Annotated in this window: 15 protein-coding genes; 5 read left to right on the top strand and 10 right to left on the bottom strand. The window is 39.9% G+C overall.

Going from position 1 to position 17881, the window contains the following annotated elements; all coding sequences use genetic code 11:
• Positions 1–90: 90 nt before the first annotated feature.
• Positions 91–744 carry an oxygen-insensitive NAD(P)H nitroreductase gene (nfsB, locus tag B9T23_RS06135; protein WP_086193438.1) on the bottom strand — a complete coding sequence of 218 codons (654 nt, stop codon included), beginning with the start codon at positions 742–744 and terminating at the stop codon, positions 91–93.
• Between the two features lie 344 nt (positions 745–1088).
• Between nfsB and hpaI the strand changes: the two genes are divergently transcribed.
• Positions 1089–1883 (top strand): 4-hydroxy-2-oxoheptanedioate aldolase, encoded by a 795-nt coding sequence (gene hpaI, locus B9T23_RS06130; protein ID WP_086193437.1) that lies wholly within the window; start codon positions 1089–1091, stop codon positions 1881–1883.
• 71 nt (positions 1884–1954) lie between these two features.
• Here the strand turns inward: hpaI and B9T23_RS06125 are convergent, their stop codons facing one another.
• The 3 genes from B9T23_RS06125 to B9T23_RS06115 all read right to left on the bottom strand — a co-directional run bounded on the left by B9T23_RS06125 (position 1955) and on the right by B9T23_RS06115 (position 3893).
• Positions 1955–2374 carry a hypothetical protein gene (locus B9T23_RS06125; RefSeq protein WP_067724612.1) on the bottom strand — a complete coding sequence of 140 codons (420 nt, stop codon included), beginning with the start codon at positions 2372–2374 and terminating at the stop codon, positions 1955–1957.
• Positions 2375–2551: 177 nt separating this feature from the next.
• On the bottom strand, positions 2552–3271 hold the full coding sequence (locus tag B9T23_RS06120) for a UDP-2,3-diacylglucosamine diphosphatase (RefSeq protein WP_086193436.1): 720 nt from the start codon (positions 3269–3271) through the stop codon (positions 2552–2554).
• 112 nt (positions 3272–3383) lie between these two features.
• Positions 3384–3893 carry a peptidylprolyl isomerase gene (locus tag B9T23_RS06115; RefSeq protein WP_086193435.1) on the bottom strand — a complete coding sequence of 170 codons (510 nt, stop codon included), beginning with the start codon at positions 3891–3893 and terminating at the stop codon, positions 3384–3386.
• A 165-nt stretch (positions 3894–4058) separates the two neighbouring features.
• On the opposite strand from B9T23_RS06115, the gene B9T23_RS06110 reads away from it, so the two are divergent.
• Entirely contained in the window at positions 4059–5786 is a 1728-nt protein-coding gene (locus B9T23_RS06110) for a glutamine--tRNA ligase/YqeY domain fusion protein (RefSeq protein ID WP_086193434.1), read from the top strand.
• Between the two features lie 264 nt (positions 5787–6050).
• Positions 6051–6497 carry an SRPBCC domain-containing protein gene (locus tag B9T23_RS06105; protein WP_067724620.1) on the top strand — a complete coding sequence of 149 codons (447 nt, stop codon included), beginning with the start codon at positions 6051–6053 and terminating at the stop codon, positions 6495–6497.
• A 199-nt stretch (positions 6498–6696) separates the two neighbouring features.
• On the opposite strand, the gene B9T23_RS06100 is transcribed toward B9T23_RS06105, so the two are convergent.
• The gene (locus tag B9T23_RS06100) at positions 6697–7233 is read right to left on the bottom strand and encodes a lecithin retinol acyltransferase family protein (RefSeq protein WP_086193433.1); all 537 of its coding nucleotides are present in this window, start codon (positions 7231–7233) and stop codon (positions 6697–6699) included.
• Positions 7234–7397: 164 nt separating this feature from the next.
• Between B9T23_RS06100 and B9T23_RS06095 the strand changes: the two genes are divergently transcribed.
• Complete coding sequence (locus tag B9T23_RS06095) at positions 7398–8156, top strand: phosphodiester glycosidase family protein (protein WP_086193432.1); 759 nt, start codon at positions 7398–7400, stop codon at positions 8154–8156.
• A 168-nt stretch (positions 8157–8324) separates the two neighbouring features.
• Here the strand turns inward: B9T23_RS06095 and B9T23_RS06090 are convergent, their stop codons facing one another.
• The 4 genes from B9T23_RS06090 to putA all read right to left on the bottom strand — a co-directional run bounded on the left by B9T23_RS06090 (position 8325) and on the right by putA (position 15449).
• Positions 8325–9512 carry an outer membrane protein transport protein gene (locus B9T23_RS06090; RefSeq protein ID WP_407640418.1) on the bottom strand — a complete coding sequence of 396 codons (1188 nt, stop codon included), beginning with the start codon at positions 9510–9512 and terminating at the stop codon, positions 8325–8327.
• A gap of 281 nt (positions 9513–9793) precedes the next feature.
• Positions 9794–10021 (bottom strand): hypothetical protein, encoded by a 228-nt coding sequence (locus tag B9T23_RS06085; RefSeq protein WP_067724629.1) that lies wholly within the window; start codon positions 10019–10021, stop codon positions 9794–9796.
• Positions 10022–10272: 251 nt separating this feature from the next.
• Positions 10273–11355 (bottom strand): tRNA (uridine(54)-C5)-methyltransferase TrmA, encoded by a 1083-nt coding sequence (gene trmA, locus B9T23_RS06080; protein ID WP_086193430.1) that lies wholly within the window; start codon positions 11353–11355, stop codon positions 10273–10275.
• Positions 11356–11678: 323 nt separating this feature from the next.
• The gene (putA, locus tag B9T23_RS06075; RefSeq protein WP_086193429.1) at positions 11679–15449 is read right to left on the bottom strand and encodes a trifunctional transcriptional regulator/proline dehydrogenase/L-glutamate gamma-semialdehyde dehydrogenase; all 3771 of its coding nucleotides are present in this window, start codon (positions 15447–15449) and stop codon (positions 11679–11681) included.
• Between the two features lie 119 nt (positions 15450–15568).
• Here putA and B9T23_RS06070 point away from each other — a divergent pair, with 119 nt between their 5' ends.
• Positions 15569–16060, top strand: coding sequence for an Lrp/AsnC ligand binding domain-containing protein (locus B9T23_RS06070; protein ID WP_086193428.1), 492 nt, complete (start codon positions 15569–15571; stop codon positions 16058–16060).
• Positions 16061–16124: 64 nt separating this feature from the next.
• On the opposite strand, the gene putP is transcribed toward B9T23_RS06070, so the two are convergent.
• On the bottom strand, positions 16125–17663 hold the full coding sequence (gene putP, locus B9T23_RS06065; protein WP_086193427.1) for a sodium/proline symporter PutP: 1539 nt from the start codon (positions 17661–17663) through the stop codon (positions 16125–16127).
• Positions 17664–17881 lie beyond the last annotated feature (218 nt).

Below are 17881 nucleotides of genomic sequence, written 5' to 3'. Positions count from 1 at the left end.
CGCAAATATACCTCAATATTGTTGCAAGAATAAGACCTGAAATGACATGAAAGGGGGATATACCCCCTTTTTATTGTAATGAATCGTTAATTAAAGCTGAGTGAAAATCTGTTCTTTGTCTAGACGAGATTTTGGTAGTTGGGCATTGAAATCATTTTCACTACGATAACCCAGTGTCAATAATACCGAAGGCACTAAACCTTTCTCGGTTAACTGCAATTCATCATTGATAATTTGTTCATCAAATCCACCAATTGGCGTTGCATCAATGCCTTCAATCCCGGCAGCTAATAGAATTTGACCTAAAGCAATAAAGGTTTGATTTTCCGCCCAGCGCTGGATATCACCTTTTTCATTGCGATAATAATTGACATAACCGCTACGGCTATCTTTTTGGCCTTGTTTAGCTTTTTCATCTTTAAAACGACCACTGATGTCATCTTGAGTGAGCAAGTTATCTAAATGCTGTTCGCTGATATCTGCTTTAGTACAGAATAAAATGGTATGTGAAGAATCTAGCACTTTAGGTGCGTTATAGGCATATTTCCCAACCAAGGCTTTGGCGATCCGTTCTTTAGCCGCTTGATTGTCAGCAATAAAAAAATGCCAAGGTTGAATATTGATAGAAGAAGGAGTCAAACGTAAGATTTCTAATAAACGTGCAACCTGTTCCTTGGGAATTTTTCGAATAGGATCATAGGCTTTGGTGGTATAACGGCTTTTCGAGACGTTTAAAAGATCCATGAATGATTACTCCACTTATAAATTATGTCTGTCATTTTACCTGAAGCGCTATCCAAATGGTTTATAACACATCGATCTCGCTTTAGACTTTGGCATGATAAAAAAGTATTCATCGTGAATACCATGCTTCACTCAATTTATTACACTTTATAAGACAGTATTTGTATCCTGTTTAGAGCGCATTTCCAATGTCATCCATGATTTTATAAAATGAAGTATTAGGATCTTTCAATAAATTAAGAGTTTTAGCAGATCAAGAAATACGTTTTCGATATTGGTACTTTTAGAAAAATGGCGTTTAATCACTATTAATTAAAATGTATGACCATTCCGAGAGCAGGCGTATGGACTTTAGCAATCACTTTAAAAGAAAACTAAAAACCCAACAGCAAATTGGGTTGTGGGTCGGTCTGGCAGATGCCTACGCTACTGAAATTGCAGCCAATGCCGGATACGATTGGTTACTCATTGATGGTGAACATGCACCCAGTGATTTAAGAACCACACTTTCTCAATTGCAAAGTATTGCAGCTTATCCTTCACAGGCAGTGGTGCGTCCACCCATTGGCAGTGTTCAGCTGATTAAACAGTTGTTGGATATTGGCGCGCAAACTTTATTGATTCCGATGGTGGAAACAGTAGAACAAGCGGAATTGATGGTCAAAGCAGTGCGTTATCCACCAGAAGGTATCCGTGGTGTTGGTGCGGCTCTGGCACGTGCAACCCGTTGGAACAGTATTCCGAATTACTATGAAACTGCACATGAAAATATTTGTTTGTTGATTCAGATTGAATCAGTCACAGGCTTAGAAAACCTAGATGATATTTTAAAAGTTGATGGCATTGATGGTGTATTTATAGGTGCTGTCGATTTGTCCGCAACCATGGGCTATCAAGGCAATCCAAACCATCCGGAAGTTCAAAAAGCTGTGGTGGATGCCATTACACGTATTCGTGCAGCAGGTAAAGCAGCAGGGATTTTATCGACGCAGCATGAAGCAACTCAGCAATACTTGGAACTCGGTACAGAGTTTGTGGCAGTTGGCGTAGATACCAGTGTGTTGATGCAGTCGCTTCGTGAATTATTGGCCAAATATAAAGATGAGGTAAATGTACCTAAAGTTTCGAATGGATATTAATTTGAAACAGTGTGGAGCAATTATTTAAACTGAAAAAAAGCCCCTACTTTTATCGAGTAGGGGCTTTTTTATTAATAGGCGTATTTTAAATCGGTATATTCGTTCAATGACATTGCAACATGCTTGTTAATGAATTCACGGATATCTTCGCTGCTCATAGGCTGACCTTGCTTGGTAATCACGTTTTCCATAGGTGCTTGATCGGCAGCAGTAATTTTATAAACAAAGTTACAAACCACTTTATAATTAGAATCAGCTTTAACCATGCAAGTCACGTAGCTATAAGCATGTTCAAAATTTAAATCGCTATGAGAGAAGATAAACTGGTCAAATAATTTAAGTGCTTTACCATCTTCTAATGCTTTTAATTCATCCACAATATTACTTTCAAATTGCACACCGTAACGCTCGGAAACAGGTTTTCCATCGATTAAAAGTGAAACTTTGCCGTCATCATGATGGGTCACGGTGATATTGCTAAAATCAGACATGGAGATCTCTAAAATTGAATGAAATGATATACGCTGATTATGTTTGAATTGTTTCACAAATCAAGAAACGATTGGATCACTTGATTATATTCAGTATAAATAAACAACAGTTGTAATGAATAATGTGCTGTAAATGAATTCGCTTTTATTCGGTCAAAATGGCTTGATCACTTAAAATTAATAAGTCCAAGTCTTTAATTCTAATCTTTGATAAACCTGCTCAGGATCAATTTCTAAAATTTGTGCTTCATGTTCACGCCAGTCGCCTAAAACAATACGTGATTTACCATTTTCATCATGGATATTAGGGCGGTGGGTATGTCCATGAATCAGTAAATCCACCGATTGAAGTGATTGTTCAACCGCCTGTTGATTCACATCCATAATCTTATAAGACTTCACTTGCTTGGTTTCGGCACTTTTTTTACGGAAACCATTGGCGAGTTTTTGACGAAAACTTAATGGCATGCTTTTAAGGAAGCGCAAAAGTAGCGGATTACGAATAATTTTACGGAATTTCTGGTAGGACACATCATCGGTGCAAAGCAGGTCACCATGTTCAAGACGTATCTGCATATCACCAATCTTTAAGGTATCCACCTCAGGCAATATAGAACCATTAAACTGCTTTATAAAGCGTTGACCCAGTGCAAAGTCACGGTTGCCGACTTGAAAGTAAACATGATTACCGGCTTGAGTAAAGTCTTGTAGAGCGCTGACAATTCCATCTAGCCATGGGGCAGAGTAGTCATCCCCAACCCAGGCGTTAAACCAGTCACCCAAGATATAGAGCTGGGTATTCTTATTTTTATAGTGTGCCAATAAATCCAAAAACCCCCGAACGAGTCGAGGGTGTTCAGGTGACAAATGTAAATCAGCGATAAACAGATAGGTCACTTATTTTCCTTATTTTTAAATCTCCCTAAATCCCTCTTTGATAAAGAGGGACTTCCTACCATTAAAAAGGTGGGAATTCCTCCCTTTCTTAAAGGGAGGTTAGGAGGGATTCTTACTCAGCAATAATTTTAGCAGATTCGATTACAACGTTTTCTAAAGGAACGTCAGCGTGGTAACCACGGTTACCGGTACGTACGCCTTTGATCGCTTCAACAACATCCAAGCCTTCAACGACTTTACCGAATACTGCATAACCCCAACCTTGCGCTGTTTTACCAGTGTGGTTAAGGAAAGAGTTGTTTTTCACGTTAATGAAGAATTGAGCAGAAGCAGAGTGAGGTGCTTGAGTACGCGCCATAGCGACCGTACCTTCGTCATTGCTTAAACCGTTGTCAGCTTCATTTTCAATAGAATCGCGAGTTGCTTTTTCTTTGAAGTTTTCATCCATGCCGCCGCCCTGGATCATGAAGTTTTCAATTACACGGTGAAAAATCACGCCATCATAAAAACCGTCGCGAACATATTCTAAAAAATTAGCAACAGTCTTAGGTGCTTTTTCAGAGTTTAATTCAAGAACAATACGTCCTTTATTGGTGTTTAATTCGACTTGAGGAAAACTCATTCTATAATCTCCTAATCATGGACAAAAAAGCCATGGGTTTTTGGTTGAGAGAAGCATAAGCAAACTGTAAACTACAAGGCAAGCAAAAACGTTACTTTCTTTGTTAAAAACTGAGAAAAGCGTTTTAATTATCCTATTTTATCTTATAGAAGTGATTTATCAACTATGAAGCCGAATGATGTTGTTTCATCCCTGCCAAATAACCCGACAACTCAAAATCAATCTGTCGATGCTGCGCAGCAAGAACAACAGCCTGGCTTAGACTTTGTACGCCAAGTAATTACTGACGATCTAGCAGCAGGCCGTACACAACAAGTGGTGACACGTTTCCCGCCAGAACCAAATGGTTATTTGCATATTGGTCACGTAAAAGCCATTTGTCTGAATTTTGGGATTGCCCAAGAATTTGATGGCGTATGTAACCTGCGTTTTGACGATACCAATCCAGATGCAGAAGAACAAGAATATGTAGATGGTATTGCCAACGACGTAAAATGGTTAGGTTTTAACTGGGATGGTGAACCTCGCTACGCATCAAGCTATTTTGATCAACTGTACACATGGGCAGTACAATTGATTGAACAAGGCGATGCTTATGTCGATTTGCAAACTCCTGAAGAAATTAAACTCAACCGCGGTAATTTCGTAGAACCAGGTAAAAACTCACCCTATCGTGATGCTTCAGTGGAAGAAAATCTGGCGCGTTTTGAACAAATGCGTAATGGTGAACTTGGCGAAGGACAAGCGGTACTACGTGCCAAAATTGATATGGCATCTCCAAACGTGCATATGCGTGATCCGATTTTGTACCGTGTACTTCATTCTGAACACCATCAAACAGGTGATAAATGGAAAATGTACCCAATGTACGATTACGCACATCCATTATCAGATGCGATTGAAGGCATTACCCACTCACTGTGTACTTTGGAATTTCAGGATCACCGTCCGTTCTATGACTGGGTGGTTGAGAAAGTTAAATCGCCATCTGTTCCGCATCAGTATGAATCTAGCCGTTTAAATGTCGATTACACCATTACCTCTAAACGTAAACTGCGTAAATTGGTTGAAGGTGGTTTTGTCAATGGTTGGGACGATCCACGTATGCCAACCGTAGTCGGTATGCGCCGTCGTGGTTTCACACCTGAAGGTTTGCGCGATTTCTGTAAGCGTGTGGGTGTTTCTAAAGTGGATGGCAGTATTGTTGATGTTGCAATGCTTGAATACTGTATCCGTCAGTCTTTGGAAAATACCGCTGCGCGTGGTATGGCAGTGTTAAATCCACTGAAAGTGACGTTAACCAACTTGCCTGAAGATATGGACTTAACCCATGCACGTCATCCGAACGTAGATATGGGCGAACGTATTATTCCTTTATCTAAAGAAATTTATATCGATCGTAAAGACTTTGAAGAAGTACCGCCGAAGGGCTTTAAACGTTTGATTCCAGAAGGTGAAGTACGTTTACGTCATGCCTACGTGATTAAATGCGACGAAGTGATTAAAGATGCCAATGGTGAAGTGGTTGAACTGAAATGTTCAATTGATCCTGAAACTTTAGGTAAAAACCCTGAAGGTCGTAAAGTCAAAGGCGTGGTTCATTGGGTATCTGCAACCAAAGGTGTACCGGCTGAAGTCCGTGTTTATGATCGTTTGTTTACTGAAGCTGCTCCTGATGCAGATGATGACTTCCTTGCGCACTTAAACCCAGAGTCTTTAACTGTACTTCAAGCAATTATTGAACCTGCTTTGGCACAGGCTCAACCTGAAGATCGTTTCCAGTTTGAACGTGAAGGTTATTTCGTGGCAGATCAATATGATCACACAAGTGATAAACCGGTGTTTAACCGTATTTTGGATTTAAAAGATAGCTTTAAGCCTAAGCAAGGATAAGCAAAGCATCGCCTTTGCCCGAGCGCAAGAGATGAAGCTGTGCTTCATCTGTGATACAGGTGAAAAGTAATCGAAATAAATGTTCCAAAAAAAGCTCAACTTCGGTTGGGCTTTTTTGTTTGACAAAGCCAGTTTTGAGCAAGTCATCTTTATTGTGTGATTTTATTTATATTCATTGATTAGCTACATCTATTAGCATAAAAATAATACTCAATAAGAAAGCAATTATGCTATCACTATAAGAAAAAGCTGAGGGTAATAAAAATGAGCGTCGTTATAGAAACCCAGATGTTAATTCGAAAACCGGTTGCAGAGGTATTTAATGCCTTTATTGATCCTGAAATCACCAGCAAGTTTTGGTTTACTTCCTCGACTGGACCATTAATAGAGAATAAAACCGTAGACTGGTACTGGGAAAAATATGAAATAACCACCAGTATTTATGTAGAGCAGCTGATTAATAATGAACTGATCCAGTTCACTTGGGGGGACCCCAAGAGCACGGTAGATCTCATTTTTGAGAAAATTTCCGACTATGAAACTTATCTAAGAATCCGCAATTATGATATTACGCTAGAAGGATCAGAGCTGATTAAATTTGTGATTGATCATACCCGTGATTTCACTACTGTTCTGAATGGCTGCAAAGCCTATTTGGAATATGGCGCACAGTTAAATTTAGTCAATGATAGGTTGCCGCCATTTGTTTAAATGGCTTATTTGAAAAAAATTATAGGCCTTATTAAGTCAATAAAATAACTGACATTAAAAATTGAAAAGTGGATATTTTATTTAAAAGTCAACTGGTTGCTTGAAAGCCGGTGAGCAGAAAAATCCGAGATTTCTTTTCGAATATCCCCTGAAAGTGGGTTTTTTATCTCATAAAAATTCTAATTTTATAGAACAGCGATCACTGATTTTTTTGATTTTGCTCTTTTAATAACAAATAATGTGACATACGTTTTTTTGCTTTATCACGTAATTTTTTCTTGATGTATAACACTAGAGCAAAACAGGTTGTGGTGATGGTCAGCAACATGCTGTTCATATAACTCATGATGGAACTGACGTAACCAATCGTGGTCAGGCGGTTCATCATGCGCATGACTTGTGGACTACTTTCAACACCGGTAATGGCCCAAGTGCACAGATGTTCACAGTTATTAATAATCAGATGATAGTTGTTTTCGTTCATTCGTGAACGCATACGCCGTATGACTTTACGACCCGTAAATTTAGGATTGTTGTAGTGTTGAACAATAATGGTTTTGCCGAAACTGAATTTTTCTATTGATGTTATCTCAATCGGACGTTTTTTGAATAAATGAGCAAAACCCGAGTAATGAATCACCCGGCCACGCCCTGCATAAATGCCATGATGGGAATAGCCTAAGTGTTTAACGATAAGATGTGTCCCTAAAGGAAATCGGATTTTCTGCTGTCGCATCCCAAACTTAATCAATAAAGTTACACATGTATTTTGTTGACGTAGTTTACTGCTTCTTTATCAAAGAATCGACTATTTCACTAAGCTTAATGACTATTTTATAAAAACTACATCATTGTATAAAATTTTCAGCCTATGCTTAAGTCGTTGGAGGGAAGATAAAAATGAAGAATCAATTTTTCTTAAAATATGCCATCATTTTCGTTTTAAATTTGGCCTCAGTAAGCTATGCAGAAGTTTACTCAGAACATTGGCAAAGGGATGCTTTTAAGGTAGATGTGGTAAAGATCACGAAGCCTCAAAACTTACGTTTATTCTTAAAAGATGCTAAAATAAATCAACCGCTGCATAAATTTGATGCCGTTCAGAAGCAATTAAAGTCCTGTGAAAAGTTATTCATTGCAATGAATGCAGGGATGTATCATTCAGATTATTCTGCAGTCGGTTTATACATAGAATCATCACAACAAAAGCAAAAATTAAACACGGTAAAACAAGGCTTCGGCAATTTTCATATTCAGCCGAATGGTGTGCTGGCTTGGAATCAAAATAAAAGCCTGATTACCACCACAGATGATTACTCTAAGATAAAGTTTAATGCAGATTATGCGACGCAATCAGGGCCAATGCTGGTGATTAATGGGAAAATAAACCCGCAATTTTTAGAGCATTCCGACTCATTTAAAATTCGTAATGGTGTGGGGATTAAAGATCAAACCCTCTATTTTGTAATTAGTCATACTGCTGTGAATTTTTATCAATTTGCACAATTTTTTAAACAAGAATTAAAAGTGCAGAATGCGTTGTATCTGGATGGCTCGATTTCAAGTGCATATATACCGCAATTAAAACGTGCGGATTCAAATTTTAATCTTGGACCTATGATTGCTTATATTGATGAGCAGAACTGTCAAAAAGACTAAGGTGTTGAGTCTTAAAATTATCTGTCTATGTACTTTATTGTTTTAACTTTTTTATCATGATTCATTTATTTGGAATAATTTGAAGCACGTTTTTATTTTGTAAATTTTTTATCTAGAACGAGATATAAATCAATATTCCACTTTTAACTGAATGAGATCATTCATAAGTTAAAAATGATATCCAATTTTTAAACCATAGCCTATGGCATGATTGTCCTCGAATTCACCCACTTTTGAAGCTTCTGAAACGCCTGGAAGGGGTAAATAATACGTTCCATCCTGTGTCGTTACATCTCCCAACCAAAAGTATTTAACGCTGCCTGAAATAAAGTAATTGGGTTCGGGATTGTATTGCATTGCTAAGCCCATTCCCCAATAGCCTTTGGTTGGATTTAGGATTGATGCCGGATCACCTGTACCAGAATCCCAGCCGATATCAAAAGCGCTAGACCATTGTGGCGTCCATTTTTTTGCCACACCTACAGTCGCGCTCCACTGATTTTTTTGATAGTCATCCAGATTGAATCCACCAGTATAAGTTCCACTACTTAGTGTAGTCGTTGCTCGTTCGGATAATGCACCGAATTGGGTTGGACGGATCACAAAATCTTTCCAGTTGACCCAACGTATATTGGAGTAAAGCAAAGTACTGACGGTAATCGCCGTTTGAAAATCGAGATTGACAGACTGTGGTGTGGAAATTTTAGTTTTAGTTTCACCAACCAAAAGCAGAGGTATTCCTAACACATTTTCGGTGACATTGATTTTGTGATCAATTTTGGAGTGATAGGTCAATGCGGCTTTAAATGCAATGTCAGGCAGTTGGTAAGCGAAACCAGCCAGCCAGCCGATAGCAGCATCTTCCTTAAAAATAGCGTTATAGCCATTAAGGTCTGCATAAACCAATCCGCGTAAAGAAACATGACCTTTAATAGTTTGAAAGGCGGGTCCTGCATAGAGATTAAAGTTTTTGAAGGGTTGATAGCCTAAAATTAGACTGAGATTTTGGGTATCCACATTGATTTGTGTACCTTGCCTACTGAGTGCCGGATCAGAGAAACTGCCATTGTCCTTGAGTGGATATTGCAGGTCTGAGCCAAATGGCTGATCGTAAAGGATGCCGAAAGAGAGTTCTGGTTTTAATTGAAGTTTCAGAGCGGCACTATAATATTGGAAATTCTTGCTAATATTATCTGTTGAATAGTCATTAACACCTGAATTGACCAAGTCTGGACGTGTACCTAGAGTGTGCCCTGACACTTCGGGATCAGCAGCGCTAATGGAGGCTTCAAAATAATGCCCGGCTTCGAGAAAAGGCAACAAGGATTGGCCTGATTGATCCATTGCTGCGGCCATGCTATGACTTGATATAAGGCTGCATAATATTGCCAGTCTAGGATAATACCGTTCCATATATTTTCCTTTTAATTAGACTAATTTTTATTCTTAAGCCATGCTTATTTTATTTTTTAAAATATTTCACTTATGAGTAAAGCACTTTTAAATAGAGGGGAACAGAGATTTCTGGATGAATGAACAGAAGTATGTTTCGAAGTATTAAAATCTAAAAATAAACAGTTTTGACAGGTAAATAAAAAAGGCATTTAGTGAACTAAATGCCTTTTTGTCAGACTCTACTATTGGAGTGGTAGATGCTGTAATTCGTTTAACTCTTTACGGCTATAACCTCGTGAAGCTAGAACCTTTTTAATTCCAATGATGACATCTTCATCTGTCGCTTTTGCTAAAGCTTGGATCAGTTGTTCATTCGATTTACAAGAGCAATCATTTTCGACACACGAGATTTGATTCTTGTGTTCGTTTTGCTGTTGATTAGCAGAAAACAGCTTTTGCCAAAAACTCATAGAGCCTTCTTACGCAACTTAACATAGATCGAAATATATCCAATTTCCTGAATAATACAAGCCTATGTCAGTGATAAAAGCAGCATTTGAACTTTAAATTTTCCGATGATAGGTAGCAAGTTTAACGATATTATGAGATTTACTATTCAGAATTGTTTATAAATGATTAATTTTCAATGAAATAAAAATGAAGCTCAACTGAGCTTCATTTAGATAACAACACATACAAACTTAACAATGACATAAATTGTTTAAATCTTTTCCAGTAGTACACCCGATTCTACATGGTGGGTATACGGGAACTGGTCAAACATCGCAAATTTGGTAATTTTATGCGTGGTTGATAAGGTCTTCAAGTTGTCTTCAAGTGTGTCAGGATTACATGAAATATAAATGATACGTTCAAAACGTTGGATCAGTTTTAAAGTTTCATCATCAATACCCGCACGCGGTGGATCAACAAACACAGTGTCGAAATCGTAGCTGGAGATATCAATCTCGGTTTCCTGCAAGCGGCGGAATTCACGTTCACCATTGTAGGCTTGGGTAAAATCTTCAGCCGATAAACGTGCGACTTGAATATTATCAATCTGGTTTTGTTCAATATTCCACTGTGCCGCATAAACAGATGACTTGGCTAATTCTGTCGCAAGCACGCGATTGAACTTGGTGGAAAGCGGTAGGGTGAAGTTACCATTACCACAATACAATTCGAGTAAGTCTTTATCGGACTGTTCAGCCGCATGACATGCCCATTCCAGCATCTTTTTGCAGACTTGCGCATTTGGCTGAGTAAAGCTGCTTTCGACTTGCTTGTATTTGTAAGTACGGTCAAACACTTGCAGTTCTTCAACCACAAATTCATCGCTTAATACCACTTTTTGACCGCGGCTACGACCAATCAATTTGATATTCAGTTTTTCAGCCAGTTGTTTGGCTAAGGCTTCCCATTCGGCATCCAGCGGACAACGATAAATCATTGACACCAGAATTTCGCCTTTTAAAGTCGCCAGAAAGTGAACTTCAAATAAGCGTTTAGACAAGACCGGATTGCTTTTCAGTTCTTGCAGCAAAATGGGCATTAGTTGATTAATGCTTTTATCTGCAATTGGAAATTCGTCAATGCGAATCACTTGTTTCTGGTTATCTTCACTGCGTTCAAACATCGCATAAAACATATCGTCGTCAGTATGCCAAATACGGAATTCTGCGCGCATACGGAAGTTTTGTTCAGGCGACTGAAATACTTCTAAAGAAGGGGGATTAAACTCGGCAAATTGAGCAGAAATACGTGCAATCTTGGCATCAAGTTGTAACTGATAAGCTGAAGTCATATGCAGTAAAAATCACAAACACATTAAAACAGGGATGGTAACAAAGTTTGCATAAGATGACTAAACTTATTGCCCCTTCAGCGCTAGAAATATCGTTTGTACAGAAATTTTAGGTCGATCTTTAGATTGTTTATTTAGAGCAACTCTATTTTGAGTAATCCTAAGCTCGCAGGATAAATGGAATAACGACTCGCTTAATTAGAAAGGGGGATTAAACATAAAAAGAAACCAAGCCAACCTGACCAGGGAGTGGTTGACTTGGTAAAGAGGAAAAACATCGAGCTATAGGATTAAGCGCTGTAGTTAAGTTTTTAAGATGAGCTTTAAGTTAAGGTCATCAGGCTGGCATTACCTCCTGCTGCTGCGGTATTGATACTGATGGCACGCTCAATGACTAATCGCTCTAATGGAATACGGTAATCAAGCGGTTCCAAATGGGTGATGCCGATAATGGCACCTTGGCGCGAGGCAATTAGAGTTTGCAACTTTTGCAGTTGAGCTTTTCTTCCGTGGTGGAGAACTGCATCAAAATCATCTGTTTCAATGCTTTGGATAACTGCAAAACAGTCTGCAATTTCTTTCGGCATTTTTGGCAGATACTTGAGCACAAAAGTATTTTCAGCCAGAACGACAGGCTGACTGCCGACTGCAAAAATTGCGCATAATTGCTGAATTTGATCCTGCTCTTGATCGGCCAAAGATAGCACCCGCTTTCTTGGTAGCACTACATATTGATTACTTTCACCGGTCGGTCCTTGTAACTCATAATGATGACCTGAACAAAAAGCAGGGCATGGAGTTAGTTTATATTGAGGGAAGTTCTTTTCAGCCCAAGTGTAAAATATCTCGTATAAAGGTTGATGTGCTGGCTGTGTTCCTTGAGCTTGAGTTGCAAATGGTTGGGCCAGTTTCTTGGCAGAGCAGTGCTGCATCAAACGATACAGATAAATCGGACCACCCGCTTTAGGCCCGGTACCTGACAAGCCTTCACCACCAAAAGGCTGTACCCCGACTACAGCACCAACAATATTGCGATTAATATATAGGTTGCCGACTTCTGCATGTGCAATCACTGTTTGAATGGTTTCATCGATACGGGTATGTAGTCCCATGGTGAGGCCATAACCTTTGGCATTAATCTGTTCAAGTAACTGTTCCAATTGTCCGTATTTATAACGAATCACATGCAAGACTGGACCAAAAACTTCACGTTGCAAATCATCCAGATTAGGCAACTCAATCAGGGTCGGTGGAATAAAAGTACCTTGTGTTAAAGATTGATCTGGTGCCGCATTCAACATCAGCTGATGAACGGGATGGCCTTTACTGCGCATTTGATCAATATGTTTTTGAATATTGTTTTGCGCCTCAACATCAATTACTGGCCCAATATCAGTTTTCAATAAAAATGGATTACCAACTCGCAGTTGTTGCATCGCACCTTTCAGCATATTGATGACACTATCTGCATTGTCTTCTTGAACGCAGAGTACACGTAAAGCTGAACAGCGTTGACCGGCACTGTCATAAGCTGAGCTTACAACATCTAAAATGACCTGTTCGGTTAATGCGGACGAGTCCACAATCATGGCATTTTGCCCCCCAGTTTCCGCAATTAAAGGAATAGGCTGACCAGAATTACTCAGTCTTTGGGCAAGAGTTTTTTGCAAAATTTTGGCAACTTCAGTTGAACCGGTAAACATGATGCCTTGAATGCGAGCATCCCCACTTAATTGCGCACCGACTGTTTCACCTTGTCCCGGAAGAAGTTGCACCACATCTTGAGGAATACCGGCTTGCCATAAGATTTGAATGGCTTGCGCGGCAATCAGAGGAGTCTGTTCAGCCGGTTTTGCAAGTACAGTATTTCCGGCAACCAACGCTGCTGCAATCTGTCCTGTGAAAATAGCCAAGGGGAAATTCCACGGGCTAATACATAACACCGTACCCAATGGTTGAATAACCGTGTCTTGATCCAGATCGATTATTTGAGCGGCGTAATAACGCAGGAAGTCTACAGCTTCACGTACTTCTGATATCGCATTGGCATAGGTTTTACCACTTTCACGGCACAGTAAAATCATTAATTCTTGCATGCGTGATTGCATGATATCCGCAGCGCGTTGAAGGTAAGCTGCACGTGCATTTTTCGGTGTATTGCTCCATTCAGCTTGGGCATTGACGGCATTTTCAAGTGCTAGCTTCACTTGCTCAAGGGTTGCTTCCTGTACATGACCGACGATATCTAAATGATTGGCAGGATTTAAAATAGCTAGGTTGTGAGAGATTCTATCATTAGTGCTATTTTCAATAGCCAGGTTTTTACCTAAAGCTTGAGCTTGCCATTGCTGCTGACTGAAATTTTGCGCTGTTTGATTCAGTCGCATTAACTCATGATCATTGGCTAAATCTAAACCGGCTGAATTCGGACGAATATCGCCGTATAAATCGGGCGCTAAGGGAATAGCAGGGTGCTTCTGACCCATTTGTGATTCTTTGGCTGCATTTTTTAGAATTTCTGAATGTGGATTTTCAATCAGTTCATCAATCTTTAAAGTTTTATCTGCAATACGATTCACAAAAGAGGTATTGGCACCGTTTTCCAGTAAACGTCGCACCAGATAAGCCAGTAAAGTTTCATGATTTCCGACTGGCGCATAGATACGGCACGGCACACCGAGTTTATTATCTTTTTTATTGCCCACCACCTGTTCATACAGGGGTTCGCCCATGCCATGCAAACACTGGAACTCATATTGACCGGTGTAGTATTGCTCTGGATTAGCCAAATGGTAAATGGTCGCAAGTGTTTGGGCATTATGCGTCGCAAACTGTGGGTAAATCTGTTGTGGTGCTGCTAAGAGTTTTTTTGCACAGGCAATATAAGATAAATCAGTATGCACTTTACGGGTAAATACCGGATAGTCGGTCATGCCATCAATTTGAGCTTTCTTGATTTCGCTATCCCAGTACGCGCCTTTGACCAGACGAATCATCAAGCGTTTTTGACTGCGTTTTGCTAAGTCCACCACATAGTCAACCACGTAGAAACAGCGTTTTTGATAAGCTTGAATTACAAAGCCAATGCCTTTCCAGTCGGCAAGGCTAGGCTCAAAACACAGACGTTCTAGTAATTCTAAAGATATTTCCAGACGTTCAGATTCTTCAGCATCAATATTCAGTCCGATATTGTATTGTTTCGCCAGTTCAGCCAATTGCAGAATTTTTGGATACAGCTCGTCATGCACACGGTCAATCTGCGCACGTTGATAGCGTGGATGCAGGGCAGAAAGCTTAATCGAGATACCCGGGCCGTCATAAACATCTTTGTCTTGTGAAGCTTGACCGATGGCATGGATGGCATTGCTATAATCTTGATAATAACGTTCAGCATCATATTCTGTGAGTGCTGCTTCACCGAGCATGTCGTAAGAGTAACGGAAGCCCTTATCTTCTAAAGGTTCTGCATGTTCTAGCGCTTCTTGAATGGTTTCGCCAGTGACAAACTGTTCTCCCATCATCCGCATTGCCACATCCACGGCTTTACGGATAATACCCCGACCACTACGAGCTAAAAGACCAGTGAGTACGCCAGACAAGCTATTTTGCTTTGGTGTTTCCATCAGTTTGCCGGTCAGCATTAAGCCCCATGCAGCGGCATTGACAAACATCAGGCTGCTTTGCCCGACATGTTCTTTCCAGTTGCCCTGATTAATTTTGTCACGAATCAATAAATCACGTGTCGCACTGTCCGGAATACGAAGCAATGCTTCCGCCAGACACATCAGTGCAATGCCTTCTTGAGAAGACAATGAAAATTCTTGCAATAAACCTTGCACAATTCCAGCTTTACCGGCAGAGCTTTTACGCTCACGCAGGGTATGCGCAAGATTGAAAGCCAAGTCGTAAATACGCTGATTCAGCTGTTCAGAAATTTGGCTATGTTCAAGTAAATGTTTAACACATTCGGGTTCAGCACGACGCCAAGCAGTGTTTATTTCAACTTCATAATCATTCTTTTCTTTGAATTCAGTAATATATTCAAAGTGAGGTTTTGCTTGGTCGAAGTGAGTGTCTGTGTCCATCATATTCATGCCAACGTCCTGTGACTGCCAATATTTTTGTTGAGTGAAATACCTTATATAATTTATGATTACAGAAAGAACGCCGAATAACTCACTATAATTTTTATTCATTTTAGAGAATAATTCAGATGACCAGCCCGATTTTTACATTGGACAGAACAGATATCAAAATTTTAGATATTCTGCAAAATGATGGACGAATTTCAAATATAAAATTGGCGGAAGCTGTGAATTTATCAGCCACTGCAGCTTTGGCCCGTGTACAGAAATTAGTGAAAGATGGTTTTATTTTAGGCTATGAAGCCAAGCTGAATCCTGACATGCTGAATGCCAGTTTTGTGGTGTTTGTGGAAATTTTACTGGATAAAACCACACCTAATGTCTTGGATGAATTTTCAGATGCGGTAATGCAATATCCTGAAATTGTGGAATGTCATATGATTAGTGGCGGTTTTGATTTTGTGGTGAAAATCCGCTGCGCCAACATGGAAGAATTCCGCAAGATTTCAGGGCAAGTGCTGTGGCAACTTCCGGGGGTAAAAGAAACCCGAAGTTATCCGGTGATGGAAGTGATTAAAGAAAGTTCCAAGATTCATCTGAAAACCAAAATGCAAAAATAGAATTAATAAAAGGGGCGTCAGCCCCTGATATCGCATTCAAATTTCGATACACCTCATCCGAACGTTATAATGAATTTTCAGGTTGAGCTGGTATTCCATTTTTTAATTCAGCCATTTCTTTTTTATACAATTCATCTGCCTGTTCAAAACGTTGCATCACTTCTTGAGACGGTGCTTTTTCGAGCAAGCTCACTACGACAATGCTGAAGAATGACAGAATGAAACCGGGAATAATTTCATACAGTCCCGTACTCGCCATAGTGTTCTTCCACAAAATAACCGTCACAGCACCGACGATAATGCCCATGATTGCGCTGTTTAAGGTCATGCGTTTCCAGAACAAGGACAAGATAATCAGCGGGCCAAAAGCAGCACCAAAACCTGCCCAGGCATAGGCAACCAGACCTAAAACTTTACTACTTGGATTGCTGGCAAGGCCAATCGCTAGCACTGCAATGGCTAACACCATGAAGCGTCCAACCCAGACCAATTCCTTTTGCGAGGCATTTTTACGCAGGAAGGATTTATATAAATCTTCAGTTAAGGTGCTTGAACAGACCAAAAGCTGACAGCTAAGGGTACTCATCACAGCAGCTAAAATGGCAGCCAAAATAATCCCTGCAATCCATGGATTAAACAGAATTTTGGTCAGCTCCATAAAAATGGTTTCAGGATTTTGTGATACCACGGTTGCAAGTTCTGGGTGATACTGGAAGTAGGCAATGCCAATGAAACCAGCACCCACAGCACCACCTAAACATAGAATCATCCAGCTCATACCAATACGACGTGCCGCTGGAATGGTTTTAACCGAGTCTGCTGCCATAAAACGAACCAGAATATGTGGCTGACCAAAATAGCCTAAGCCCCATGCAAGGGAAGATAAAATTGCAACCGTACTTAAACCTGAAAGCATATTGGTGGCATGAGGACGAGCAGTTTCAATCACGGTTGCCAAATGTTGACTATGATCACCGAGTGCGAGGTAAGCCATAATTGGAGTAAGAATCAAGGCAAAAATCATCAATCCGGCTTGGAAAGTATCGGTCCAACTAATGGCCAGAAAGCCGCCAATACAGACATAGCTAATGGTTGCAATTGCGCTGATCCAAAGGGCAGTAGTGTAAGACATACCGAAAATACTTTCAAATAATCGGGCGCCCGCAACCATGCCAGAAGCACAATAAATCGAAAAAAACACCAGAATCACTAAAGCTGAAATAATCCGTAGCACACGTTTTCGGTCGCCAAAACGACTGGTGAAATAATCAGGCAGGGTTAATGCATTATTTTGCACTTCGGTATGCACACGCAGTCGCCCTGCGACCAACAGCCAATTCAGCCATGCACCCATAATCAGTCCAATGGCAATCCACGCTTCTGATAAGCCTGACAGATAAATTGCGCCGGGCAGCCCCATCAACAACCATCCACTCATATCCGATGCACCTGCTGAAAGTGCGGTGACCACACTACCTAGACTCCGTCCACCGAGAATATAATCTGAAAAATCGGTCGTTGCCTTATAGGCATATAGTCCTATACCGACCATGGCGAGGATATAAAAAATAAATGTGATTAATGTCGGGTTCAGTTGACTCATGTGCTCATCCTTCTGTCCTTATGGATACATCTGTCCAAGATGAATTTTTATACATATTCAGTAAGGCGGTGATTCAAACATAAAATTGAAATTACGTTCTGTAACATTTCGAAGGGATTTAATAGCATGTTGTGTAGCGGAATGTATTTTTAGATACAATTGATAAAAATATAATAAAATTAATCAGTTATAAATTTGGTGCTTAATGTCATTTATAT

Source organism: Acinetobacter terrae (assembly GCF_002135195.1).
Lineage (GTDB): Bacteria > Pseudomonadota > Gammaproteobacteria > Pseudomonadales > Moraxellaceae > Acinetobacter > Acinetobacter terrae.
This window is presented reverse-complemented; position numbering and strand designations above follow the sequence as displayed.